Here is a 24,422-nt window from a genome sequence, read left to right as displayed (position 1 = left end):
ATTGTCCCCACTTTCTTTATCTAGCAGTTAATCCACAGACATAACTGTGACTGGTTTTCACCGTTCATGGCAAACCAATCATCACTTCTGCTAGGATAGCATAATTTAACTACTTAAATGAATTGGAGGAAAATCCAGCGAACGTCCCATAATTATAAAATATACATTTTAGGATACTACCAGAAATTCGTCTTCGATTGTAAAAGCAAAAAATCCGCTGATCATTATAGCGAGATCAGCGGATTAATAATTCGAATATATTACATTATTCTTTCAGTTGTATTCCGTTGTAAGAGGATCATCGTTTCAGCTAAATAAACGCCGAAGCTCTCCTACTTCAAGACGGGTCACGGGCTGATAAGCTGGACTTTTCACATATTGAAGGAAGCTGTATAGCAGCTGTCTACCCTCTACTGTAGTCATCAGGTGCTCATGATGAAGTGCACCCATAAGAACTCTTCCATTCAAAACACGGCATTCCATCAGCAGACCAAGTTTATGGTTTCGTTCAAAATTATCAATGGTTTGAACCAGAGGATTCAAGTCTTTTTCTAAGTGATCTAGAATGATGGACGATGACTGGGAGACAATACTCCACCACGGATAAGTCGAATATTCGTCTGTGGCAAAGTGCTCAAATATAGGATGGTCTTTTTGAATTAGTAATCCCATCGTTCCAACGGGAACCTCTTTGTTCATACTCTCTGAGATGGAGCGAAACATCGGATAGCACCAAAAATCAGTACAATAGAACCCTTGAACCGCATTCTGTATGTGATCAGGTGACGGGAAAAGCATGATATCTTCTCCTTGCTCAAGCAGCTCCAAGGCTTTCTCTGAAATCTCGGTAAACAGGTGCACCCCTTGCCAGTCTACTTCCAGCTCATTCGGATAAATCCAAAGTTCATAGGTCTTATAGATATCGGTATCTGGAATAGACAGCCGCAGGATCACTTTTGTCATGACCGAGACACTTGGCATATGAATGCGAACATCCGTAATCGTGATATATTGCTGACCATTTAATGAAGGTATTTTTGAAATCCCCTCCGCTAGACTATTACCTTCGCATAGCAGCTCCCATTTAAGGTCACATCCATCTAAAGTCTTTTTCCTAAAGTAGCTCAGCTCTATCCGCGCCTCGAAGAGTTCCCCAGCTTCATAGTTATATTTAGAGAACCTCGCTAGAAGCACAGCGTCGGAACAAAATGTTCTCCACTCCTCAGGTGTAATCATTCCCTTTGAATCCATGAACGCATCTAGTATGCCTACTAACGCAGTTCCCTGGCCACTGAAATCCTGTAGATCAAGTAACTGGAACCCGGCGAGGTGTTTAGAACGAAAAGCTGCTTCCAGTTCTTCTTTGTAACAAACTGCAGCCAGTTTACCGGAAGCTGTAAAATACTTTGCAGCAAGATGTCCCAAACCCTTAGCTTCTAAACGCTCGCGGAATAACTCAAAGTTCTTCGCTTTTATAGAACCTGTGTACTTCTTAATCTCCTCAAAATTAGGGAACGTAGCATACTGACCTATTTCATGTGAAATGACAGGTACACGAGAAATAAGCTGCTCACTTCCAGCATCCGCGGTAACTGTTTTGGAACCTGTGCCATATTGAATCTGAATTTCTTGCCCTTCCATTTTACCGGAATTGTCCGAAGTGCTGTCTTGCTCTGGAAAAATATTTGAGTCATAGTCTTTCAAAGTGTTTGGTAAATCTGTTTGCACATGCCCAAGAGGGGCATCACACATCGCATACGAGCCTCTGAACAAGCGGTCTTTGGAAAATCGCACGCCGCAAAAAAATTCACTTTCCGTTAGAATGTCTGGAGCAAACTGAAAGTTATTGGATCCTTCTGTATATAAATGACGGCTGTCATACTCTTTATAAGCTTTTAATATCGAATTCAGTTTATCTTTACTTCCCCACAGTTCATTCCCCATAGACATCATTACAAACGAAGGATGGTTGCCAAAAGCCTGCAGCATTGCATATCCCTCACTAATCAAGTAGTCCTGCTCAGCTTTATTATGTGAATCAGAGGATTCATCAGTGATCGTTCCCCAAAACGGAAGCTCCGGTTCCATATAAATTCCGAGAAGGTCCGCAGCGATAAATGCAGCTTCGGGAGGACAACAGGTATGAAAACGGTAATGATTAATCCCATAGGATTTAGAGATGCCAAGAATACGAATCCATTCATCGACGTCTGTTGGTGCATAACCGGTAAGCGGAAAGATCAATCCATCATGCTTACCGCGAAGGAATGTTTTATGACCATTGATTGAAAACTTGTCACCTTCCGCTTTAAATTCTCGTAACCCTGTTATAACTTCTTCCGAATCGAGAGTCTTCCCACTCGAATCTTGTAAACAAATATGGAGTTTGTACACATTAGGTTCATCGTCACTCCATAACAGTGCGTCTTCACCCAGCTGATATGTAACATGCAGATCATTGGAATTGGCAAGGAATATCTGCTCTTTTGGCGTATGAACGTGACTCGTATTTAGGGTTTGAGACGAGACGACGACACGGATATCCTGACAGTCACCCACAAGTTCTGCCTTGATATCAAATGAGCGGTGAGCAAGATTAGGATATACTTGGACATTTTTTAGAAAAACACGTTCAAAAAATTGAAGTTCCATTTTCCCAGTAATCCCGTTCCAGTTGGTCTGTGTATCTTCTGATGTAAGGTGTCCACCCTTTGTTGGATAATTGGTATTGTCTACCCGAATCGTAATCCTGTGTGTTCCTGCGGTTAGTCCTGATGCAATTTCGTAACGATGAGGCGTATTCAAGCTGTTTTGTGTCCCCCATAGTGCTCCATCGATCCAGAGGGTTGTTACTCTTGTTCTTTCCAGATGAAGATAACAACGTTTACCAGCCAAGTGATCCGGAATAACAATTTCTCTTGAAAACCAAGCGTAACCCTCAAATAAATACTCGTCAGTTAAGGATCCGACTAAAACCGTTTCATTTTTTCGGCCTTTTTTTGCATGAGATGTTGTATTAGGCAAGGAAATGGTATCTGTGTATGTGGTTAAGAGCCCGTTATCGGACTTTTTTTCATCCAGATGTAAATTCCAGTTTCCCTCTAGATTCATTTTAGTTAGCATAATGCTGTCTCCTTTAAAGTTTATAGTTTATCTATGTAATCGCTTTCTAATTTAGGTAGCAATTTATACAACTCCTTCTATATTATAAACTTATCTCTCTTATAAAGCTTACTTTATTTGGGGGTTCACCGTGATTACACAAGTTGGGATCCGCCCAATCATCCCTCATTAAGAGTTCTATAGAATTGATTAAACTTTTATGTCAACAGAAATACCCTCTTAAGAATTCTTAAGAGGATACTCCATTTTAGAAAACTCTGATTTAGAGGAAACCTACTTATAAGCTGGCAGGTATCTTCACCCCGATAAGTTTGCCCTCAGCTTGGATAATGATCATCCCATCTGTCTTTAATGTTGCTTCGTGCAAATCTCCCCCCGTTTTCACTCTAAAAACGGGCCTAGTTGTCGTCAGGTTAATGCTGAGTAGTGTACCGTTCCGCTGTGCCCGGTATATCCCGTTTCCATAAACATCAATCTGTGCAACGGGTGCATCCCCGTTCCAGCCAATCTGCTGTCCATTGGTCATTTTGACACCTGTAATTTCACCAGTCGTTGTGTTTTTATAGACCAACCGCTCCTGAAGAATCTCTGCGAGCTCCCAGTTCTCACCATAAGGACGTTTGAAAGTCCGTAAAGGTTGTTGATCCGCCTTATAAGTATCAAAATTGTATTCCGCTACTTTATCGGCTTGTTCAATGTAAAGCTTGCTTTCTTTCAAAAGAATCTTTTTTTTGTCATACTCATATGGTGGCTCCCCCGGTACTTTCCATTTGTATTCCCGGCTACCCTTCAATTCTCCCGTCTTAAGGTTAAAGGCATTTACTATAAATTTGCGCTCAGGTAACGACTGAAAGTCAGACATTAAATCAGAATAATAATCTACTGAATATACAAGACCGTCTTTAATTTGAAGAGCTTCCCCCTGGCCAAAATCGCTCCATAGCTTTTTGCCCGTCTTTTTGTCAAAAGCACTCAGCTGGATGGAAGTGAGAGCCCCTTGTACATAAAATGTACGGAGGATGACCCCATCCGCCTCTTCAAGATAATCTGTGCCACTGCCTTCAGCCATCGGTTCGTTCGTCTTCCAGCGTAAATTCCCCGTTGTCTTATCAAATGCGAAGGTTGTGCTTCCATTAATTGCATAGAGTGTATCTTTCTCCGCTTTCAGTGCTTTCATATAATCCCGCGTATCAACAAATAAGGATGTGCTTGACTTCCATTTTAATTTTCCTGTTTTAGCGTTTAGTGCGTAAGGTTTCTGATCCTCTGACAGACCGTAAATGATGCCGTTGTCATAAACTATATAGGGATTTAAATGATTACCGTAACTCCATATCCGCTTTCCTGTTTTCGCATTCATGGCTACTAGCTTTTTTCCAGCAAACGTAAAGACTTTGCCCTCTTCCGCAATCGTCCGTACACCTGAATAGGTCACATCTTTATCAAAATAGCTGTCTGCCTGTGCTGTCCAGGTAGGTTTTAGTTCAGGAACAGAAATAACCGAAGAATTATACCAGTTTTGAATCGAAATATCTGCTGGTTCAGCAACTGCCAGGGATGGAAGAACACCGATTGCTCCCTGAACCGTAATGATTCCAGCTGTGATACTTATGAAGATGCGGCGTAATGCTAAACTGTTAATACGTTTACTAACTTGTTTATCTTTTGATGTGAACATGAATTAGCCCTTCCTTTCGTATCCTTTTTCTTATAGACGCACACTCTAGATGAAAAGTTTGAAAGGAAAGCTCTGTTTTAAAACAAGAAATCATTAAAGTTATAAGTAAAAAAGCCGCCATCAGCGACTTTATTATTGTATGTATTAAGAAATACAAGATTCTAAAACAATTATATAAATTTAAAAGAAGTATCATTTATCATTTCATATCTATTTTCATTGTTCTCCTCGATTATTTCCATTCCCTCTTCTTTTGGGTGTAAACATCAGGCATTTTCACCTGGTGTATCTTTCAACATCATCAGTATATGTGTTCCTCTTATATTGATCCATCCCGGAATTGACACTGTTCTTCACTTGTACGATCGCCCCCCAGCCCGAGATAACTAACAGAAGAACTCCCATTAGTGCATATGCGAGAGTGAAATAGTTCAAATAAAAATTCAATACAATACCGCCGATGACAAGGATAAAGCTGCTCCACATAATCCACTTCATGCTTTTCTTCATTACATTTCCTCCTATAAACACGATCTAATTCCGCATCTAATCACGCATTATTTCTACATTTATCACTGTGTCTTTATCGTCAAAATCAAACACAAGCCACTCACTATCAATAGAAATGAATCCACGCTCGTTGCCAAGATAATACACCGACCGATTAGGTGCTTGGAAATAGGCAGTTTCCGTTTCTTTGCCAAGTATAGATTCTAACGATAATGCATCCATACCAACAAAGTCGTATTCAGCTAACAGGTCGTCTACCATCCATACACGGTTTTCCGGCTCAGCTACCCAATTATCCATCGTAAAATGAGATTTTTGCTCATGCACCCATAATTGATACACAGCACCCGCAAAAATAGTTACACATATTACTAGTGCTACATGGGTGCCCCAACTAGCTACTTTCCGATTAACCATATATAACGCAATCAATAAGATAAAAGGCAGTACTATACCGGTAATACTAAACAGATTAAAACTGCTATGCATCAATTGAATCCAGCAATAATAACCCGCGAATAAGACAATGAATAAAAACACATATACTCTCCACATCATTTTCACAGTGAAGTCCACCTTTTTAATTTCAGATCTTCAAGCCAGGAAAAGTAGAAGCAGAGTGATCATACCATCGGGATGTTCTTATTTCCAAAATAGCGCTTATGGTCTTCTTATATAGAATGAAGGAATTCTAATGTTCGAAGACCACAAACGCATATTCTGCTCAATGCTCAAACAGATATGAACATCAGCCTTTTTTCAGTGATTCTTTCACCTGCTCTTGTACTGGTTCTTTCAATGACTCAGCGAGATTCTCCTCTTTTTGCACTTTCGCCTGCTGCTTAAGTCCACTCGCTTCCTCCGATTCCTCTGCCGCTTGTGCTTTTCTAACCTTATGAAGTACTTCCTTTCCTGGAAGGAAATGCTGTGTTCGTATGTAGCGGATTGTTTTGGTTTTGACTCTCATGACAATCGAATGTGTCTCCGCTCTGTCGTCAGCAAGGTATCTTACCCCACCAAGAATTTCACCTGGCGTGACTCCTGTAGCCGCAAAAATGACATCCTCTTTACCGATCATGTCCTCCATCGTAAGTACTCGATAAGGATCTGATATTCCCATCTTTAAACAGCGTTGAAACTCATCTGCATTAGCAGGCATGAGTCTTCCTTGGATTTCTCCACCAAGGCAAGATAACGCAGCTGCCGCAAGTACCCCCTCGGGTGCTCCTCCTGAACCTACGTAGATATCAATGCCTGCTTCGGGAAATGCGGGTGCCATGGCTCCTGCTACATCACCGTCACTCAAAAATTTAATTCGCACGCCCACCTTCCGCAATGTCTTAATAATACTTTCGTGACGATCCCGATCCAAGATCATCACGGTCAGGTCAGAAATATTCTTGTTTAACTCGGCAGCGGCTTTGCGAATGGTCACATCTATGGGATCCTCAATACTCACTTTTCCTACGAGTGCATGACCAACAGCGAGCTTTTCCATGTACATATCGGGCGCATGAAGCAGATTTCCTTTATTCGCAACTGCGATAACGGAGAGTGCGTTGTTAAGCCCCTTCGCTACAATTTCCGTTCCTTCCAGAGGATCGACTGCAACGTCCACTTCAGGTCCCTCATTGTTCCCAACCTCTTCGCCAATGTAAAGCATGGGCGCTTCGTCCATTTCACCTTCTCCAATGACTACGGTTCCCTTAATAGATACAGAATCGAACATGGCGCGCATCGCCAAAGTCGCTGCCTCATCCGCACTGTTCTTATCACCTCTGCCCATCCAAGGAGCAGAAGCCAATGCTGCAAGTTCTGTTACCCTAACGATCTCAAGCGCCAATTCACGTTCCACTTATCTACACACCCTTTCTCCCGTTTGAGACTTATGATAATAGAAGTAGAATTATAAATCTACCAATTGATTCCTTATTTTGTATTTAAATGGATGAATATTGGATGAATATTTCTTCATACTTATTTAACTACTTATCTATTTTTTAAAAGTTACGATACACCTTGACCATTAAAATCCAATTCCTAAACTGCTTACTTTTATGTAAATAGTTTAATAATAATATTAGATAGCTAAACTTATTAATTTTTCAGGAGGTTACTATGTATAAAGAATTGGAAGGCAAAACAGTCATCATTACAGGTGCATCTACAGGTTTAGGAAAAGCAATGGCACTAAGATTCGGCCGAGAGAAAGCAAATGTAGTCATTAATTATCACAGCAAAGAAGAAAACGTGAAAGAGATCATTCAAGAAATTGTCCAAAATGGAGGCCGTGCGATCAGTCAGAAAGGCGACGTCTCTAAAGAAGAGGATATAAAAGCACTAATTCAAAACGCACATGAAAGCTTTGGGTCAGTTGATATTTGGGTTAATAATGCGGGAATTGAGAACGAAGTTCCATCTGAAGAAATGACACTCGAGAATTGGAAAGAAGTAATTGATGTAAATCTGACGGGTACATTCTTAGGATGCCGTGAAGCGATAAGTTACATGCTGGATCATCAAATTAAAGGGAAAATCATTAATATATCCAGTGTTCACGAGCAGATACCATGGCCTCATTTTGTCCATTACGCAACTAGCAAAGGCGGCGTGAAATTAATGACTGAAACGCTGGCGCTAGAATTTGCACCTAAAGGCATCCGAATCAATAATATCGCGCCAGGTGCTATAGAAACCCCCATCAATGCGGTGAAGTTTGCAGATCCAAAATCGAGAGCCGCTGTTCAGGATCTGATACCGATCGGTTATATTGGGAAGCCAGAAGAAATTGCATCCGTGGCAGCTTGGTTAGCTTCAGATGAATCTAGTTATGTGACCGGTACTACCATTTTTGCTGACGGAGGAATGACAAAATATCCTTCCTTCCAAGGCGGTAACGGTTAAGTTAACGTAGATGGATTCCATCTTAGCGCACATAATTCACATGAAAAGCTCTACTGAATAGATAACATATAACTAGATCTTCCTTCGAGTAGTATTTTTATAGAAGTGAGATTTGCCCATAACAGTTGGAAAGTAAAAGAGGGGTGCGAATAATAACGATTAGTTGTTATTCGTACCCCTCTTTTACTCTATCTTTATCGATCAGTTCCTCGTCAATTATTTTTTGCTTCTCTTTCTATACTATCAAATCTTTGTAAGACACCATTAACCCCGTTAACATCTATTCCCGTAAAACAAGTTCCTAGGTAGCTTTGTTTTCTTTTTTGCTCATTACTAATCCTCCAACAAAATTCCATCTTCATAGAACACCTACTTGCAACCTTTGTAATTATAAGTATTCAATAGATAACAAAGACCATTAGGGGCTTCTATATAACTTAAAATGTGTGGTATGATCGTTGAATAAGGAGAGGATTTTATGCGTAAAAAGAAAACTTGGATCATCCTTCTAGCTTGTTTGGTTGTGCTTTTCTTCGGAGGAAAGTGGGCATATAATACCGTAATTCATACGGCTGCAAATCAAATATCAGCCGAACTGGCTAAGCCGGAAGTAGAACAAGCAATTAATCAATTAAAAGAACAATATTTAACAGGTGACTCCAAAAATATAACAAACGATTTAAAAGATATAGCAAATGAAGCCAAAGATATAAATAAAGATGATATTAAAGATATAACAAACAATACTAACAACGATACAACAAAAAATAGTACGAAAGAAAACACTGTAGAGAGCTCGCCTAAAAAAGATAAAGAGGACAAAGAGGATACGGTGTTTAAAAATCAAGATGAGGCTTTAAAATTCGTTGTCAGCCGAGTATCCGTATCCGATATAAAACATGTCAAGGAAATCGCAACTGAAGGGCTGACCGAAGAAAACAAACAGAAACTACAGAAAATGGCGCTTGAAAATTTCACAGTTGAAGAAATTGAGGCTGTACTCGAAGCGTTACAATAAAAATTCATACGACGCGATACCAAGTCAAGAATTAAATGAGCAGATAAAAAGCAACCACACCTTACTAAAGTGGTTGCTTTTTACGTTTTCTTTTATAGCTTTATTATAAGGTGTTTCATGTTACCGAATGGAGTTCATTAATATATACTCACGATCCAAGGGGTTATTATCTGAGAATAAATCCGGATTTGCTTCGAGCATTTCAGTGATGATGTCGGCAACCTTAGCTGCATCGCAAACCCTGACAACAGCATCTCCAAGCTGTCCTTTAACCATCGCACCGTTATTTTCAAGAACCTCATCTACTTTCCAAAAATGCTCTGACCACGATAACCCGCAATGTCTGCGGGACGGTACAGAAATTTCGGTTCCATCGGGTAAAACGGTGTAAAGCATCTCATGGGCATCCGTTAATCTGCCTGGTATGTCCACCCACTCTTCCACTCCATGAATAAAGGTATTGCGTTTTAAATCGACCCCAACTAATAATATGGTCGCTTTTCGGTCGAGTAATTTCCCCCAGGCAGAACCTCTCGCACAGGGAGTATCAAAACGATGATCGTCCTTAGTAAATTCAATAGCATCCTGACCTAATGCGGCCACCGAATGAGTGGGATGTAAGGAACGCACCACATCTTGCCGTTTACGGAAAAGCTCAGGCAGGATTCCAACGCAGGAAGGTGACTGTTCAACGTTAAATCTAGGGTTATCTCCATTTATGTAAGACCATGTGTGGGTAGGCAGCACCAATAGACCGTCTTTCATATACTCTGTAAACGCATCCAAAACTGTGTCCGCACCGCCCTCGACCGGCCCGATACTTTTCATCGAAGAATGGATCAACACCGTACCTTTCCTATCAATATTCAGCTGTTCTAATTGTTTCATTAAACTTTCTACCGTGTACATGTTTATCCCCCTCTCTGTGGGCTATTATATCAAACTTGCAGGCGGTAATCTTTACTTAGGATACATAACCGAAACCTAAAATGGTAAATCGCTTATTTTCCTGGTTATCTTCCATTCTAATCTCAACCGTATGCTCATCCGTTTCCTGTTCATCGTATAATAAAATCGCATTACAGTGAGTCCAATTTACCTTATGCGGATCTGCTGTCCTCACCTGTCTACCATTGACCCATATACTTGCAGTTCCAAAATCCTCATTTCCCGAGTCTTTAAAAACCATGATGAGCCGTTTGCTTCGCAAGGTCATTTTAAAATAGTGTTTGTCTGATGTGCCTGTATGCATCCAATTATTAGGAAATAATGGGGTGCCATGCGAATGATCATCCATCTCTGCCTGTTGCAGATCAGTATCTACCTCCTCAAAACCACCCTCATCAATTACAGCAATACGGTCGCCATTCAGGCGATCGAGCAGTTTTATGTCTACAAAATCATTTCCGATCAGTGGCGGCTTCCCATTCGCATCATCTTCTTTGTCAAAGGAAGATCGGTCGACCTCTTCAAATAACTTTCCAAGACAATCGCTCATGATCTGATGTCCAGCATTCGTTGGGTGATAAATATCGTAGAAAAATTGCTTTTTAGAAATGACGTTTCCTTGTTCCTTGGTCCATTGAAACTGATCTACTACGGCATCCTTCACACTGACCATAGGCAGATGATAATGCCAGCCGACAGGAGCGAGCCGATCTTGAAGATTCCAATCGCTCTCAAACACGCTGAACAATAAGATGACCGCCGGCTTGTTCTCTTCACCAAGTGCTTTGAGCACAAGACTCTCGTAACAATTCCCTTTTGTCTCATCGTCAGCATCGTTAACAGCAAACTCTATGATTACGATATCCGGATGGACCGAACCATCTCGGAGAACATCACGTTCATAACGTACGATCCCCAGCTCTGAGGGTGTACCACCCACTCCTGCTTTGATCAAGCGAATGGAACTCCCATCTTCTCCAGCGAACATACGCTTAAATAGATCATATGACCGGTAAGCATAACAATTTAGATGAAGCGGTTCTGCCCCCGCTCCGTGAGTAATTGAACCCCCAATAAAAGCTACCGTGACAGGCTCACCACGTTTCGCTTTATCAATCGCCTTTTTCAATCTGTAAGTATTGCCTTTGGATAAAAGCGACTTATCTATCATATTACGATAGGCTTGTGATTCGAAATCAATCGCAGGCTCATTCAAAGATGGAGGAACTTGATGCGGATCGCGCGGTGCTGTCGGACCCTGAGCTTCATTCATCGATCCCGGTGCAGGGTTAAACATGAATCATCATCCTTTCGTGTGCCTCTTTATTAGGGAGCTTCGCTTCTAAGTAATCATAAAGGTTTTTTAGTGTGCCCGGTTTATACGTTCATCGCATCATTGTAGCTCTTATGTTCAGTTACATCTACCTGTCAATAATGGTTTGAATGATGAAATGAATCTACCACACATCAATAATTAGACAGGTTGTTGTCTCCTCTTGCATGATTGTACACTCCTTTTGTAAACGCATACAACATTTGATTATCTAGTTGCTTTGTATCCCAAAATGTCCTCACTGGATAATCACAGAATGGAGGTGATCTTACTCATACTAAGCAGCCAAAGTCACACTTACTGAGGATCGCAAAAATCATGAAGGAGTTGACTGATTAATGCAGAGGAGAAGAATGATCTGGACAGTAAAATGCCTGCTCGTGGTAACCCTTATGATCCCGTTATTGCTGAACGGACAAGCGGCAAATGCATGGGAAGGTGTGTCTGCACCAAAGCTTCATGTTAGTGGAAACCAGCTGGTAAACAGCAGTGGCCAAGCGGTTTTATTAAATGGATGGCATCAACCAGGGGGCTCATACTGGACTTACCAGGCTAGTAATTACTATTTAGATCGTAACGGCGGTAACCGCCATGCGGCGATTTTGGACTATTTAAAGGATATTACGAATACGTTTACCGACACTTCTCCGAAATATGGGAACAGCCATGGATGGTATATGAATCAGGTTCGCCTATTTATCGACAGAGAAGATATGGGCGATGTTGCAGCAGGCACATACAATTTTGCTGGTGCACAAGCATTTACGCAAAATGTCCTTATTCCTTATATCGAATATGCCAAGACTAGAGGCGTTTATGTAACGATTGGACTCGATTTCACACTGAAAGACAATCAAGCAACCACGCAAGCAAATCTCGATAAATTCAATCAAATCTGGGGCTACCTCGCCTCTGAGCCGAAGATTAAGAGCGCAGATAACGTGATGTTTGAACTCGTTAATGAACCCGTTCTGTCTTATGCTAACGGAAAATGGGGAGGTCATCCCAGCCAATCTGATTTTGTAGCACACTGGGGCGCACTTAATGACTTTCAAAATTCTATGATCTCGACAATTCGAAGCAAAGGTGCAGATAATGTGATATGGGCGGCAGGATTAGGCTGGGATCAGTACTATCAGCTGTGTGCATCTCACCCGCTAACGGATCCGCTGAACAACATCGGCTATTCTGTCCATTGGTATCCAGGCTACGGTGCCAAAGATGACTATACAACCTTACAGCAGCAATGGGATACCAATATCAAGCCTTGTGCTGATAAATATCCTATTAACATTACAGAGACAACGTGGTTCAAAACACTTCCTGGAGACTCTTCCTATTGGGAGCTATTTAATGGTTCAAATGAAGGTTTTGGCAAAAATACAAAAGCGATCTTCACGACTGCAGGAAATGTGAGTATTGCGGTTCATATGAACGGATTTTTGCTTGGCACAGGCCCAAGAAGTACTTTTGCGGACCCAACGGCCGGTTTATTGTATGACGGAAATCCTTCTCGGGATGGCATGGCCCGCTTCATTTTCGAATGGTATTATGAGCGTGCGCAGATGAACCCTTGGAATGGGATCTGGAACGGAATTACATCCGGAAACACTTATAAACTAGTGAATCGAGCTTCCGGTAAAGCCATTGACGTGCCAGGAGGTCAGAATACAAATGGACTACAGCTTCAGCAGTGGCCTGATAATAATGCAACAGCTCAGCGCTGGGTGGTTCAGGACCTGGGCACTTACAATAACTATTACAAACTCGGAAGTGTAAGTTCATCCGATAATAAAGTCATGGATGTACGAAATGGAACGAAAAACAACGGGGAAGCGATTCAGTTATGGGAGGACTTGGGCAATACCGCGCAACAGTTCAGATTAATTAAGCTAAGCAGCGGTTATTGGAGCATCCTTAATATGAATAGCAATAAAGCTGTAGAGGTAGTTGGGTCCTCAACGGCTGACGGAGCAAAGTTACAGCAAAATCTTTATCGCGGCAATCTTAATCAACAATGGCAATTAATCAAAATAGATTAAGAGGAAAGGATTGAATTGTAAAGTTCACACAATGGAAAACGGAAATAAATATAAAGAAAATAACCAGAACTGAACTCAGTTCCGGTTATTTTTCTATTTTACCTAATAGGCTTTACGCACCCATTTGAGAAATAAACGAACACTGTAGCTTTCACTTCTCTTTTTTTAGTATCCAAACTCCATACGGTTCCATTTGCAAGGCACCCGTCAGCTTGGAACCAGAGAGTAGTTCCTCCGCCTCAGCGCTCAGTATAATCTCAGCCGGTTCTCCACTGTAATTGAGAAGGAATACCAATTCTTCCTCTCCATCTGCACGAACAGCAACTTCTACAGTAGAGGGAGCTTGGCACCATCCAGCTAATGGAGATTTCACAGGCAATCGCCCTAGAAGTTCACTTGCTAATGCTAAATCAAACGCTGCACCCCAATAGTAGACAAGTCCCTTACCTATACGATTGACGGTCAAAGCCGGTTTCCCATCATAATAGCTTGATGAATAGTGTGCTAATACCTCTACCGTATCGGATTGAACACGTAAGATATCGTTGAAGCTTGGAGCTGTAAAATCAATATCTTGATCTGTAAACTTCACTGATACGGGTGATGCGGTTCCATTTACCATAGTGAAATCCTCAACATGTATGCCACACATTTCGGCTGCTGGGCCTGGAAGCGGCTGCATGCGGCAGTGTCCGAATTCATTCTTATACCCTGTTCGGCAGCCGAATATAACAATCCCGCCACCCTCTACATATTTCTGTAACATCGCAGCTGTGCTGTCCCGTAGAATTGCTGGATGTGGGTAGATCAGTACTTTGTATTTTGACAACTCCGATTGTTGCTCTGACTCCATACCTGGGCGGATCATAAATATATCAGCGGGAATATGTCCGTATTGTAGTGCTTTATACCAACTAAGCTCACTCTGCTTGGTCAAAGGACCATGCCACTGATCCAGCTCCCCATCCCACTCATTATCATAATCACGAACTAAAGCGACTTCTGCCACATGTTGTTTACCTACAATTCGTTCTCCAACCTTTTGCAGCTCTTGTCCAATATGACTTGCTTCCGCTACCCGGCGATTCGGCTGATTGTGATAATCATTGATCCCATGCCAGTAAATTTCCGTACCGAACGTTGCCGTTCTCCAGCGGAAATACAAAATCATGTCCGCTCCATGAGCGATGCTTTGGTAAGTCCATAATCGCATTTGTCCCGGTAATGGAGATGGCATCTCCATTTTGTTCACCCATCCCCCAGGTCCAGATTGTTGCTCCATCACGCAAAAGTTCGGTGACATGGATCTGACGTTGCTTAAAGACAAGCTCCACTTACGGTCCAGTAATGGCTTATCTCCAAGGTCTGGATAAATGGTACTGAACTGAGGATAGGAATCATAAGAAAAGAAATCAAGCAGGTCATCCGTCATAAGGTGGCTGTCCAAATGTCCAAACACACCGTTTGTTGTCACCCAATGATTAGGTGCTTCTGTTCGGAGAATATCTGCCTGCAGTTTTGCAAATGAGATCGTATTATCGGAAATAAACCGTTTTTCATCCAAAGCTTGATGCGGATTCGGTGATCCAGATACCGTCGGTCGAGTAAGATACACCTGGTCCCAACTGGTATACGTCTGGTTCCAAAATACAGTACCCCATACGGAGTTGAGCTGCTCTAGCGTATCATATTTTTTCTGCAGCCACTGACGAAATGCAAGATGATCTGCTTCCGAATAGAAAACATTAATCTCGCAGTTGAACTCGTTATCGATCTGCCAGCCTATAATGGCCGGGTGATCTTTATAGTGTTGTGCCATCTTTCTAGTAATTCGTTCACAAAGCTCTAAATACACCGGACTGCTGTAGTTATAGTGTCTTCTCTGTCCATGTTGATATGTAACCCCTTCCATCGATACGTTCAGCACCTCAGGATACTTATGAGTAAGCCATGCGGGCGGTGTTGCGGTAGGGGTTCCCATAATTACTTCTATACCGCTTATAGCTGCCTGTTCTAGAAAATCGTCAAACATTGTAAATTCAAACTTACCTTCCTCTGGTTCAAAGATGGACCAAGCAAATTCGCCAATTCGAATGATACTAAAGCCCATCTCTTTCATTCTTCTCAGGTCGTCTGACCAAAGTGATTTGTCCCATTGTTCTGGATAATAACAAGCACCTAAGTGAAAGCGTTTTAACGATAAAGTTTTGGTCATGCTACATTTCTCCCTCGCTAGAAGTCGTGATGCTAATCTCTGTTTTTCATCTGTTCTTTGCAATACATAGATTACCATATCTAAAATTTATTGATTTGACTATTAATCTTTTCTTATTGAGTCTTTCCACATGAGATCTGCAGGAGGCAGTTCTTCACCCATCGACATATAGATACGGTCAATCCTGAGTTCGGACTTTCTCGCAAGGATTGAAAATAAATGGTCCCCCATCGTCAGTTCCAAATCAGAGATGTAACACCAGTAGTATAATTGAGCCGTGTTATAAGTATGAAGCTTTCCTTGACCTAACTGCTCAGATAAGGGTCTCACAACGCCATCCAGCGACAAATAACAAGAATCCGATTGGTTATTATAATGTCGAAGAAGCAGCCAAATATGATATGTTCCAGGAGTATGAATCCTCATTTGATAATGCATAGCCGGCGCAAGGTTTGGATCTTCCCATAGGATGCCAGGTTTAGAAACATGCATGGCAAGCCCTGTTCTGCCATTGGTTTCGGCCTGTAAGTGACTCCAAGAAAGAGCAGTCCCGTCCACACTTGACGTGAGATAAGCATTTTCCGAATTTTCCAACACATACTCCGCCTCGATCGCAACAACGCCATTTGTTTCTAGAAATTTCCCTGCACCAAATTCTTTAATTATATCTTTTCTAGCATCTGGATGAACATGATTAGCATAGCGCTTCTTACCAAGTGATGTCTGCGGTATATTTACACCTTTCAAGAAAACATTGTGAACCGTTTTGTAAAAATCTCTTGTAGCACATAGTACATTCGGGAGCGGTACTTCACTCTCTTTTGTCTTATACAACTCATTACATAAGCGCTCAACTTCATTCCACTCTACGTCAGGACCTTCGGATCCTTGTTCAGAAACCGGTATGTGATTATGCCAACTGGTAATCGGACCTACATTGGATACGATATTCGGCACGTCTGTATAGAGTATCATCTTGCTGATTGTTACATAATGATCAACCATATACAGTTTTAAAACATGCTTACCTGCAGACAAGTAAGGGAGTTTAATCACCATTTTTTCCCCATTATTAAAGACGGATTCCTTCCAGTTCCCCATCCATTCATCACGGGTTTCTGATTCAACTATAATAGGCTCGGCATCATCTATTCCAATTCCAAACCGAATTCTTCCCGTAGAGTTTAATGTGAGAAAGCGATGTATCTCCAGTGTAAATTGTCCGCTCTCTTTTATTAAGATTTCGTATCCTAAAAATGGATGTTTCTTCACCTCTCCATCAAGTGGTTGTAAGCTTGAGTTCCAAGCCATCACCGCTGCGCCTTCATATCTTCCGATCCCCGGCATGGTCACCCAGCCGCACTTTAGCTCGGTATCAGTCTCACAACTATGATGATGGTATGAAGCTGCGGGAATAGCAATATAACCATCCGCTTCTATATATCCGCTGAACCCTTGCGGAACTTCTACATGTTCTTCTATTAGAACACGTACCGAATGAACAGTTCCCTCCTTAAGATTTTGGACGGTAATGAGTCCAGTCTTGCCCGCATGCTTCACGGGATCACTCACCGACACCAAGATCCTCTTCTCCGTTTGAATTGATCCTTCTTTTTCGGAAATTGAAATAAAGTCGGCCCCTTCGGTTACCTCGATTCGATAAGAAATCTTTCCTTCTCCTAAATTACCTATCTCAAGCCATTTTTGTCTTCGTCCATAGATAGAGAAATGCAGCACATCCTCTTCATTCCATAGATGGATGCTCATGCCGCTTCCCGATATTTGTAATGCAGGTTTTCTCGCAGGATACATGGCTGTAGGCGGAGGAGGAAAGCTCTCGGGAGTGAGAATGCCCTCCCATTTACCATCGCTCATTTTTTTGTTATAAAAATGAAGCATGCTTCGCTTGTAATCCATCATTTTTTTGGAAAGGTCGACATAGTGATCTGCCGCCTGCATGTTTCCACGATCATACGAAAGGACACTCCGATCCGCATAATAGAATTCATGATTGGTATAATAGGAAGCGTGGATTTTCATAAGAAATAATTGAAAAAATGCGTCTCGCTCCCCCTGAGGAAGACGATATAGAATGTTGTTTCCCCGTCTAAAGATATTCTCAAGCTTCATTAATCTACGGCCTGCTTCATCACCAAGTACGGTTTGTGAAAAGACATTAGATTTCATATGTTCAATTTTTCGTACATTCGTTACCTGTGCAAAAATCTCATATAATTCGGCTGCTTCCGCACCGAGATTTCCGGAAAAATTAGCGTTAATCCAGTGTTCAGTAAACTGTAATGCATTTTTCGTTAATGCTTTATCTTTGCCTGCCTCCCAGCCATATCGCAAGAAAAACTCCATATCCTGTTCAAGAGGCTTCAGTCCCCCTACATTTAGAATCCATAGTTTCCGTATTCCAGACTCATATGACTTTTTCAGCTCGTTCCCCGTGTGAGCCAAAGGAATTGAATTAATAAACAGATAGCTCATTGCGGTTCCTGGAGCAGCCCAGTACGAATTATGGTAATATAACCCGTTTCCGCCCAGTCGTTTGCGCTCCGTTTCATTCGGATACCTGCGTACATGACCAAAGTTATCATTTGCCCATATTAGGGTCACGTTATCAGGTAACTCAAGTCCGTGATCATAAAGATTCAATACTTCTTTGTAAGGAATAAAGGTTTGTAACGAATGTTGTTCCCTTTCCTGACCAATGACGTCTTTAATGATTTCCCTTTGATTTTGTATGACTTCCCCTAGCAAAGAAACTCTTGCTTCTGTCTTCTCATCCTCATTCATTGATAGATCTTCATCGATTGCCTGAGTATGAAAACCAGAATCATGGATTCCGCGCATGCCAACGGTATAACACACTTCATAATTTTTGTTATTTTCGACGCTTTCCCGCCAGTACTCTTCCAGAATCTCACGATTTTGTCCCTCGATAGAATAATCGTATACAGCGTCCGTATAGCCTTTTGCCTCAAGCCAAGGTTCCCATTCGTTCTGATTACTGCGAAGCAGCATATCGCAATGTGATGTCCCTACCACAATCCCCATTCGATCCGCGAGTGCTGCATTTTCGGGATTTTCATTAAAATAATTTACATGCATGGCTGGCCAGATAAAATTTGCTTTTAAACGGAGTAGCAGTTCAAAAATAGGTTGGTAGGTAGCTGGACCGATCGTACCATCCGGAGTATGAAGCTTAGCCCATTCATCCAGCTCTTCCTCATCATTTAAGAAGATTCCCCTGTACTTCACAGAAGGCCAATCCGCTTTTGAAAAATCAAGTGGCAGATGGAATACATCTTTTGTTTTTACGGGAACATCTGCAAAGTAATACCATGGGGATACACCGATCGCCTCACATAGATCATAGATTCCAAAAACGGTACCTCGCCTATCCGTTCCTATGATATAGAATACGCCGTTAACTACTTCTTGAAGAAAAGCTTCCCAGTGATATGAACCATCTTCCTGCTTCAGCTTATCAAGTGAAACCCCTTTTTCTAGTAGATGAGCTAGCAAGGACTGATTATTTACAAGAGTACCAATCACGATACTGCCCTGTTCTATTTCTTTCGTAATGACGGCTTTACAGCCGCAAACCCTGTCTATATCTCGGGTTACATTTTTTACAGCAAGATGCACTGCACTATTTTCCGTATCAGAAACATAAACCATTACGGATTGATTTCTTTTCAATAATTCAAATGGATTGATCATCCCTTGGTTTGACTTCAAGATTATGCCCCTCCTCCTATTCCATCGTTGGTAGCTAAACTATACCTGAATACCAAGTAATTATCTTTTAGTATTTTGCCATATTAAGGATTTGTTATATTATATTGCTACATAGAACGGAGGCTGAGCGATGAGTGCAGATTTGTTTCAAACGCATCCGCTATTTTCAATTGAACATGTAGTTCATGACAAGAGCCACGTGATGTCTAATGATTATTAAACTTTTAAAATTTGTACCTCTACCAACAAAAAAATCCGCGCTCGGCACGGATCCTCTAGAGATACACATGGTATGGGGGTGACATTATATCAACTTAAAAGACTCAGGATAACCCGCCATGTATGTAATCATTTCTTCGTTGATTTCCCATTTAAACGCTGCACTCAAAACGGGATCATGAAAAAAAGATTCTACTATCGTACGGTTTAAGTCGGTGTTATAGATGACATGACTGATCTCATTATTCTGCTGTAAGTTTATCATTATTTCCGTGGTTGCAAAGTTAATCTGTTGAAAACAGATTTCTTTTCGGCCAGGAAATCTATTGGATGTAAAATAGATTTTCAATTGATCTATGTCGTAAACTAAGCTGAAAGCTGTATCCTCTCTTTTAATAGACTGAAGTACGTCATAAACAAATGAGACATTCGCTCTTGAATTTTCCAGTAATTCTGCCGCACGAGTAAATCGTTTCATTGAATTTAATTCGTAATCGCTCCGTTCCTTTTCCCGCTTTTGCTCTGGATCTTTAAACTTCTTAAAGGCTTCTAAATATGGAGTATTAGCCATCACTTTTACAGGGAGACTTTCTTCAAAATATATAGATAACTCTCCATATATAGATTCGAATATTGCGCATTTTCCCGTTCTATCACAGATCATATAGTGGAGACGAGACAGCGGATTTACGATCTGAATACATGTCGCTTTATTCTTTGCTTCTTCAACGGTTGCACAGGTATCAAGCATCAATTGAATCCATTGCAACTCACCGATGACAGGGAGATCTTTTGGTTCAGGATAACTTGATTTCCAGAGTGTTGTCTGTTCCACCACAAGACCCGCTTCATTCATACCACCGTTTGGAAATTCTTTGCTTACTTGTGAAACCGTCACGCTGCCGTACTTGGAGACCCACTGCATCGGACGATCTGGCGGCATGATCATAGCCGTTTTGTGAACCCCTCTCTTATTTGTGAAAAAGAAAGCTCCATCATAAGGAACATCCTGGTTTTTGCCGAGCAATTTCACTTCATCTTGGTTTACAAAGACAGCGGTACTCATAAGCTCACCTTACTTCCTAAGTTTATTAAACAACTCATCCATACTTCCTGACTCTAATTCCTCAATAACCATATCGAATATATTTCCTGCTCTTTCATCACCTTTTTCCAATATGGCTGCCATTCTAGTAAGGCGAAGTTGATCCCTGTACTCTTGTTCGAGTTGCTTCTTTTTCTCCAAGTAAGGCCTGATGTCTTCTTCGCTTACTTCTTCTGTCTTAAGCTCTGTAAGCTTCCGATCCAGCAATAACTTGTGCAGCTCGATTCTAGCGATGGGTGTAAGCGGCTTTACGAAATACTGATGATCTATAAGTATTGTTTCTTCCACCCCAAAATAATTGCTGAGAAGTCGGACTCTTTCCTGTGGAATTGGTCTTCTTTTTTTGATCCAATCCGAGAATTGCTGTGGTGTAATGTTTAGTTCGCGGCCAATGCCAGAATAGGATTGATCGTTAATCATCACTAAATATTCCAAAACGGTTTTAGTAAATAAATTTTTCAAAGGAGCCTCCTTGACATAAATTATGTCAATAATATATACGATGACGTAATTTATGTCAATATTTAGCATTTAAATAAAGTGGATGGTAAATAAAATATTATAAGAGCGTATGAAAAAAAACAGTAGCCGGATACTCGACTACTGTTACATTATTTTATTTATTGAGTTAGCATCTCTGAGTTCATATATTGGCTCAATCGAGTGAACTTAAATCCCAAGTTAGCTTTATTTCTTATTCTCTTTATCCTAGATTTTAGAAGCTACTAATTATTACGTTCCTGTATAAATGACCTTCCGGGAGATACAGAGGGGAATCAGGCTCATCCTGAAAGGCACCATGTATTTTATTCTCGCCTTCATTAGCTACAACAACAGATATGCTTTCATCTTCTCTATTTTTAATCCAATCCCCCACCTTTAAAATGGACAAATTCGGGTCGGTGATAGCTACATTTATATTCTCCTCTGTCCAAGTTACACCTTGGTCTCTGCTAATCGTACACAGTTCGAAACGCGGCTTGTGTCGATGTTCATTTAGAAAAGAAAATAAAGCTTCCCCAAAGATCCTCCCGACTTCATTGTCGTTCAGTTCGTTAACAAGACTACTATTTCGTAACTTTGCAGCAGCCCTGCGTTTTATTCTCCGTGCTTTTCGTTTATCTACTTTATGTATACTCATTGTTGGCTAAGCTCCTCTAAAAAATTGAAATAATCAACACCTATTAAAAACGTATTGTTGCTTCTGGCACGATATCATCTGTATTTTTGACCCTAATCGCAACTTTATCACTATATTTGTCAACATTAAGCCAGCCAATAAAGTCATCTGGACCATAGACATTTACATAATCAGCAAATGATATCTCTCCATCTCTTTCCACAAATTCTGTATATATTCTAAATGGGTGATTTCCTTCGATCATACTCATCCAGCTATCAAACTCTTGCTGTAATTTCTCTAAATTAGTACCAACCTCATCGATTACATTATAGTAAAATGGATCCTCATGTATCATAATTGCAATCATCATAACAGTAAACACCTCAAGTCAGTTTTAGGATTTTCTTTCCTTCTATTAATCCGGGAGCTAGGGTTACTACCGATAGAAAGTATTCTATTAACTCTTCATACGTAAGCAGCGCGATATACCTACTATGCTTATTTAGCAGCTCTTCCTCATTCTCTTTAATTTCGATCTCAATAATTTCTATCGTGTTATTATAAAAATGATGTCTTTCCCCTCTTTCATGAATTCCAATGGAAGCTACCGCATAAATAGTTTTCAAATCTTGAAGATCACAATTCGAAAGAACTTGTTCGAGCTTCGATTTTATGGTTGTAATATTTATCTTCTGTTGAAGAGTAGAACTTTGCTCTGGTGAAAACAAGACTTCTGATTGTCTGTAAATATCAATGAGCTGATTAACAATTCCAACATTTTTTTGTGCGATCAGATACATTATCTTTTTTCATCTCCTTGTAGAAAGTTTATTCTCGTCTTGTTTCTGATCTTCACTTTGGTAGATTAATATAAATGGTATTCTTATCTGACTGCCACTTGACCTCGGCTCCTAACGTTTCTGAAAGGAAGCGAAGAGGAACCATTGTCACGTAATTCACACTTATGGGTTTCAACTCGCCCGTTAAAGTCTTTCCGTTCAGTTTCATTCCTTCAGAAGAAGTATTAATCTCAATCGTAATATCATCTTTTTTCACCACACCTGTGAAGTTACCTTGGTTCCATTCAATAGTAGCGCCTAGCGGTTCGAATACTCCTCGTAGCGGTACATAGCTAACATTGTTGATAATGATCGGTGGAATGACTAAACTTAGTGTTTCTCCTTTCATGACCACTTTTATAGGAGCATTAACAGGTTTCGGTTCAGATGACTCTCCAAGTTCCATGGTCCATTTCATAACTGTCCCGTTTTCGAGAAGTGCGTAATGACCACTAAACTGGCTGCTTGCCAGATCCACTGCATCATTGATTCCCTTAACTTGTAAAGCTTTGTAAGAAGGCCCATCCCAGTAACTGTCCCATGTCCATACTGTACCGTCTTTTTTAATGATGCTAAAAGAAGAACTGCTACCGCCGACAATCTGACGCGCATTTTCTGTCCTCTGGACTTTTACCGGAATCAGCAGTTCCCCCGGAGTAGGAAACTGTTTTGAGTTGTTCCATGTCCATACGGTTCCATCTGTTTGTATAGCAGCTCCTCTCTGCCGAGATGTAGCAATTGCCGTATATTCCTTTGTTCCACTTATTTCTGTTGGATTTCTTAATTTGTCTGGGTTCGTGTCGAACAGCCTCGTCCCCCATACATGTACTTTCCCTCGATCATCCAGCATCATCGCCGATCCATTACCAGCCGAAATATCCAAACCAGAAAAAAGCCCTTCAACCTTAACAGGTTTATTAGAAGGGGGATTTACTCGATCTGTCTTTCCCCATTGCCACACTGTACCGTCCTCAAGTAGTGCCAGGCTCTGATTACTTTCAGCCGCAATCGCCTTCACATTTACTAACTCTTTTATCTGTACAGGTTCTAATGCTTTGTCATAAGATGTAATCCCAATACCAAGCTGTCCATCTTCATTTGATCCCGTTGCCCAGACTGTGCCATCCTTTTTCAAGATCAGTGTAAGTCTAGATCCGCTTGCAATATCTTTCGCGTTGTCGATCTTCATCTGAACAGGAGACGTAGATGGAACCGTGTATCCGTTTCCGAGTAACCCGCTATCTCGAAAACCACCCCATGCCCAGACCGTACCATCTTTTTTGATCGCATAAACTGCCCTCTCTCCTCCAGAGATGGCTACGACATCAGACAATATCTTCTCGTTGTTACCTGATAGATCTGAAGCATAGAGGTTCGCGGGCATTAACAAAGTAACCACCGCTATCAGTCCGCTCAATATTGCTGTTTTAAAAGATCTACGTCTCATCATACCCATTCCCCTTCCTATAACTTTAAGTTACCTGTCAGCCAAAACCTAATAAACCAATAACTAACCACCAGTACTTTGGATAACGTAACTGCATATATACATGCTCAGCAACTTCTCTATAAAAGTTAACGGACCAGAATAAGAGAATGTTTCAAATAATATACA

At 41.0% G+C, this 24,422-nt stretch carries 18 protein-coding genes; 3 read left to right on the top strand and 15 right to left on the bottom strand.

From position 1 onward, the window contains the following. Window positions 1-306: 306 nt before the first annotated feature. The 5 genes from KJS58_RS09980 to glpX all read right to left on the bottom strand — a co-directional run bounded on the left by KJS58_RS09980 (window position 307) and on the right by glpX (window position 7,166). Entirely contained in the window at window positions 307-3,123 is a 2,817-nt protein-coding gene (locus KJS58_RS09980) for a glycoside hydrolase family 2 TIM barrel-domain containing protein (RefSeq protein WP_213532386.1), read from the bottom strand. A gap of 277 nt (window positions 3,124-3,400) precedes the next feature. Further along, window positions 3,401-4,801: an outer membrane protein assembly factor BamB gene (locus KJS58_RS09975; RefSeq protein WP_213532385.1), complete on the bottom strand. Its 1,401-nt coding sequence runs from the start codon at window positions 4,799-4,801 to the stop codon at window positions 3,401-3,403. A 276-nt stretch (window positions 4,802-5,077) separates the two neighbouring features. Further along, entirely contained in the window at window positions 5,078-5,311 is a 234-nt protein-coding gene (locus tag KJS58_RS09970) for a hypothetical protein (RefSeq protein ID WP_213532384.1), read from the bottom strand. A 36-nt stretch (window positions 5,312-5,347) separates the two neighbouring features. After that, window positions 5,348-5,875: a hypothetical protein gene (locus KJS58_RS09965; protein ID WP_213532383.1), complete on the bottom strand. Its 528-nt coding sequence runs from the start codon at window positions 5,873-5,875 to the stop codon at window positions 5,348-5,350. 184 nt (window positions 5,876-6,059) lie between these two features. Continuing rightward, a complete protein-coding gene (gene glpX / locus KJS58_RS09960) occupies window positions 6,060-7,166 on the bottom strand; it encodes a class II fructose-bisphosphatase (RefSeq protein WP_249717130.1) in 1,107 nt (368 codons plus the stop codon). A gap of 263 nt (window positions 7,167-7,429) precedes the next feature. On the opposite strand from glpX, the gene KJS58_RS09955 reads away from it, so the two are divergent. Both KJS58_RS09955 and KJS58_RS09950 read left to right on the top strand, forming a co-directional pair. After that, entirely contained in the window at window positions 7,430-8,215 is a 786-nt protein-coding gene (locus KJS58_RS09955; RefSeq protein ID WP_213532382.1) for a glucose-1-dehydrogenase, read from the top strand. A gap of 478 nt (window positions 8,216-8,693) precedes the next feature. Next, window positions 8,694-9,233 (top strand): hypothetical protein, encoded by a 540-nt coding sequence (locus KJS58_RS09950; protein WP_213532381.1) that lies wholly within the window; start codon window positions 8,694-8,696, stop codon window positions 9,231-9,233. A 120-nt stretch (window positions 9,234-9,353) separates the two neighbouring features. On the opposite strand, the gene KJS58_RS09945 is transcribed toward KJS58_RS09950, so the two are convergent. Together KJS58_RS09945 and KJS58_RS09940 are read right to left on the bottom strand one after the other, a co-directional pair. Then, a complete protein-coding gene (locus KJS58_RS09945) occupies window positions 9,354-10,142 on the bottom strand; it encodes an AAC(3) family N-acetyltransferase (protein WP_213532380.1) in 789 nt (262 codons plus the stop codon). Between the two features lie 55 nt (window positions 10,143-10,197). Continuing rightward, a complete protein-coding gene (locus KJS58_RS09940) occupies window positions 10,198-11,478 on the bottom strand; it encodes an SGNH/GDSL hydrolase family protein (protein WP_213532379.1) in 1,281 nt (426 codons plus the stop codon). A gap of 389 nt (window positions 11,479-11,867) precedes the next feature. On the opposite strand from KJS58_RS09940, the gene KJS58_RS09935 reads away from it, so the two are divergent. Beyond that, entirely contained in the window at window positions 11,868-13,556 is a 1,689-nt protein-coding gene (locus tag KJS58_RS09935) for an RICIN domain-containing protein (protein WP_249717128.1), read from the top strand. 151 nt (window positions 13,557-13,707) lie between these two features. On the opposite strand, the gene KJS58_RS09930 is transcribed toward KJS58_RS09935, so the two are convergent. The 8 genes from KJS58_RS09930 to KJS58_RS09895 all read right to left on the bottom strand — a co-directional run bounded on the left by KJS58_RS09930 (window position 13,708) and on the right by KJS58_RS09895 (window position 24,257). Then, entirely contained in the window at window positions 13,708-15,771 is a 2,064-nt protein-coding gene (locus tag KJS58_RS09930) for a beta-galactosidase (protein WP_213532377.1), read from the bottom strand. Between the two features lie 102 nt (window positions 15,772-15,873). Then, window positions 15,874-19,521, bottom strand: coding sequence for a glycosyl hydrolase 115 family protein (locus KJS58_RS09925; RefSeq protein ID WP_213532376.1), 3,648 nt, complete (start codon window positions 19,519-19,521; stop codon window positions 15,874-15,876). 304 nt (window positions 19,522-19,825) lie between these two features. Beyond that, entirely contained in the window at window positions 19,826-20,806 is a 981-nt protein-coding gene (locus tag KJS58_RS09920; protein ID WP_213532375.1) for a linear amide C-N hydrolase, read from the bottom strand. Window positions 20,807-20,815: 9 nt separating this feature from the next. Next, window positions 20,816-21,307 (bottom strand): helix-turn-helix domain-containing protein, encoded by a 492-nt coding sequence (locus KJS58_RS09915; protein ID WP_249717126.1) that lies wholly within the window; start codon window positions 21,305-21,307, stop codon window positions 20,816-20,818. A 253-nt stretch (window positions 21,308-21,560) separates the two neighbouring features. Next, window positions 21,561-21,986: a hypothetical protein gene (locus KJS58_RS09910; protein WP_213532374.1), complete on the bottom strand. Its 426-nt coding sequence runs from the start codon at window positions 21,984-21,986 to the stop codon at window positions 21,561-21,563. Window positions 21,987-22,029: 43 nt separating this feature from the next. Next, window positions 22,030-22,338, bottom strand: a complete 309-nt coding sequence (locus tag KJS58_RS09905) for a hypothetical protein (RefSeq protein ID WP_213532373.1) — start codon at window positions 22,336-22,338, stop codon at window positions 22,030-22,032. Between the two features lie 13 nt (window positions 22,339-22,351). Beyond that, the gene (locus tag KJS58_RS09900; protein WP_213532372.1) at window positions 22,352-22,768 is read right to left on the bottom strand and encodes a hypothetical protein; all 417 of its coding nucleotides are present in this window, start codon (window positions 22,766-22,768) and stop codon (window positions 22,352-22,354) included. A 52-nt stretch (window positions 22,769-22,820) separates the two neighbouring features. Beyond that, on the bottom strand, window positions 22,821-24,257 hold the full coding sequence (locus tag KJS58_RS09895; RefSeq protein ID WP_213532371.1) for a stalk domain-containing protein: 1,437 nt from the start codon (window positions 24,255-24,257) through the stop codon (window positions 22,821-22,823). Window positions 24,258-24,422: the final 165 nt, after the last annotated feature.

Origin of the sequence: Paenibacillus sp. J45TS6 (assembly GCF_018403285.1) — a bacterium.
Lineage (GTDB): Bacteria > Bacillota > Bacilli > Paenibacillales > Paenibacillaceae > Paenibacillus.
The sequence above is the reverse complement of the archived record's forward strand: the minus strand, read 5'-3'. Positions and strand labels throughout refer to the sequence as shown.

Bases quoted from the DNA above. Each gene is read 5' to 3' on its own strand.
- KJS58_RS09950 (WP_213532381.1), top strand. From the start codon at position 8,694: ATGCGTAAAAAGAAAACTTGGATCATCCTTCTAGCTTGTTTGGTTGTG.
- KJS58_RS09970 (WP_213532384.1), bottom strand. From the start codon at position 5,311: ATGAAGAAAAGCATGAAGTGGATTATGTGGAGCAGCTTTATCCTTGTC.
- KJS58_RS09975 (WP_213532385.1), bottom strand. From the start codon at position 4,801: ATGTTCACATCAAAAGATAAACAAGTTAGTAAACGTATTAACAGTTTA.
- KJS58_RS09900 (WP_213532372.1), bottom strand. From the start codon at position 22,768: ATGTATCTGATCGCACAAAAAAATGTTGGAATTGTTAATCAGCTCATT.
- KJS58_RS09895 (WP_213532371.1), bottom strand. From the start codon at position 24,257: ATGATGAGACGTAGATCTTTTAAAACAGCAATATTGAGCGGACTGATA.
- KJS58_RS09910 (WP_213532374.1), bottom strand. From the start codon at position 21,986: ATGAGTATACATAAAGTAGATAAACGAAAAGCACGGAGAATAAAACGC.
- KJS58_RS09940 (WP_213532379.1), bottom strand. From the start codon at position 11,478: ATGTTTAACCCTGCACCGGGATCGATGAATGAAGCTCAGGGTCCGACA.
- KJS58_RS09935 (WP_249717128.1), top strand. From the start codon at position 11,868: ATGATCTGGACAGTAAAATGCCTGCTCGTGGTAACCCTTATGATCCCG.
- KJS58_RS09980 (WP_213532386.1), bottom strand. From the start codon at position 3,123: ATGCTAACTAAAATGAATCTAGAGGGAAACTGGAATTTACATCTGGAT.
- KJS58_RS09920 (WP_213532375.1), bottom strand. From the start codon at position 20,806: ATGAGTACCGCTGTCTTTGTAAACCAAGATGAAGTGAAATTGCTCGGC.
- KJS58_RS09955 (WP_213532382.1), top strand. From the start codon at position 7,430: ATGTATAAAGAATTGGAAGGCAAAACAGTCATCATTACAGGTGCATCT.
- KJS58_RS09945 (WP_213532380.1), bottom strand. From the start codon at position 10,142: ATGTACACGGTAGAAAGTTTAATGAAACAATTAGAACAGCTGAATATT.
- KJS58_RS09905 (WP_213532373.1), bottom strand. From the start codon at position 22,338: ATGATGATTGCAATTATGATACATGAGGATCCATTTTACTATAATGTA.
- KJS58_RS09930 (WP_213532377.1), bottom strand. From the start codon at position 15,771: ATGACCAAAACTTTATCGTTAAAACGCTTTCACTTAGGTGCTTGTTAT.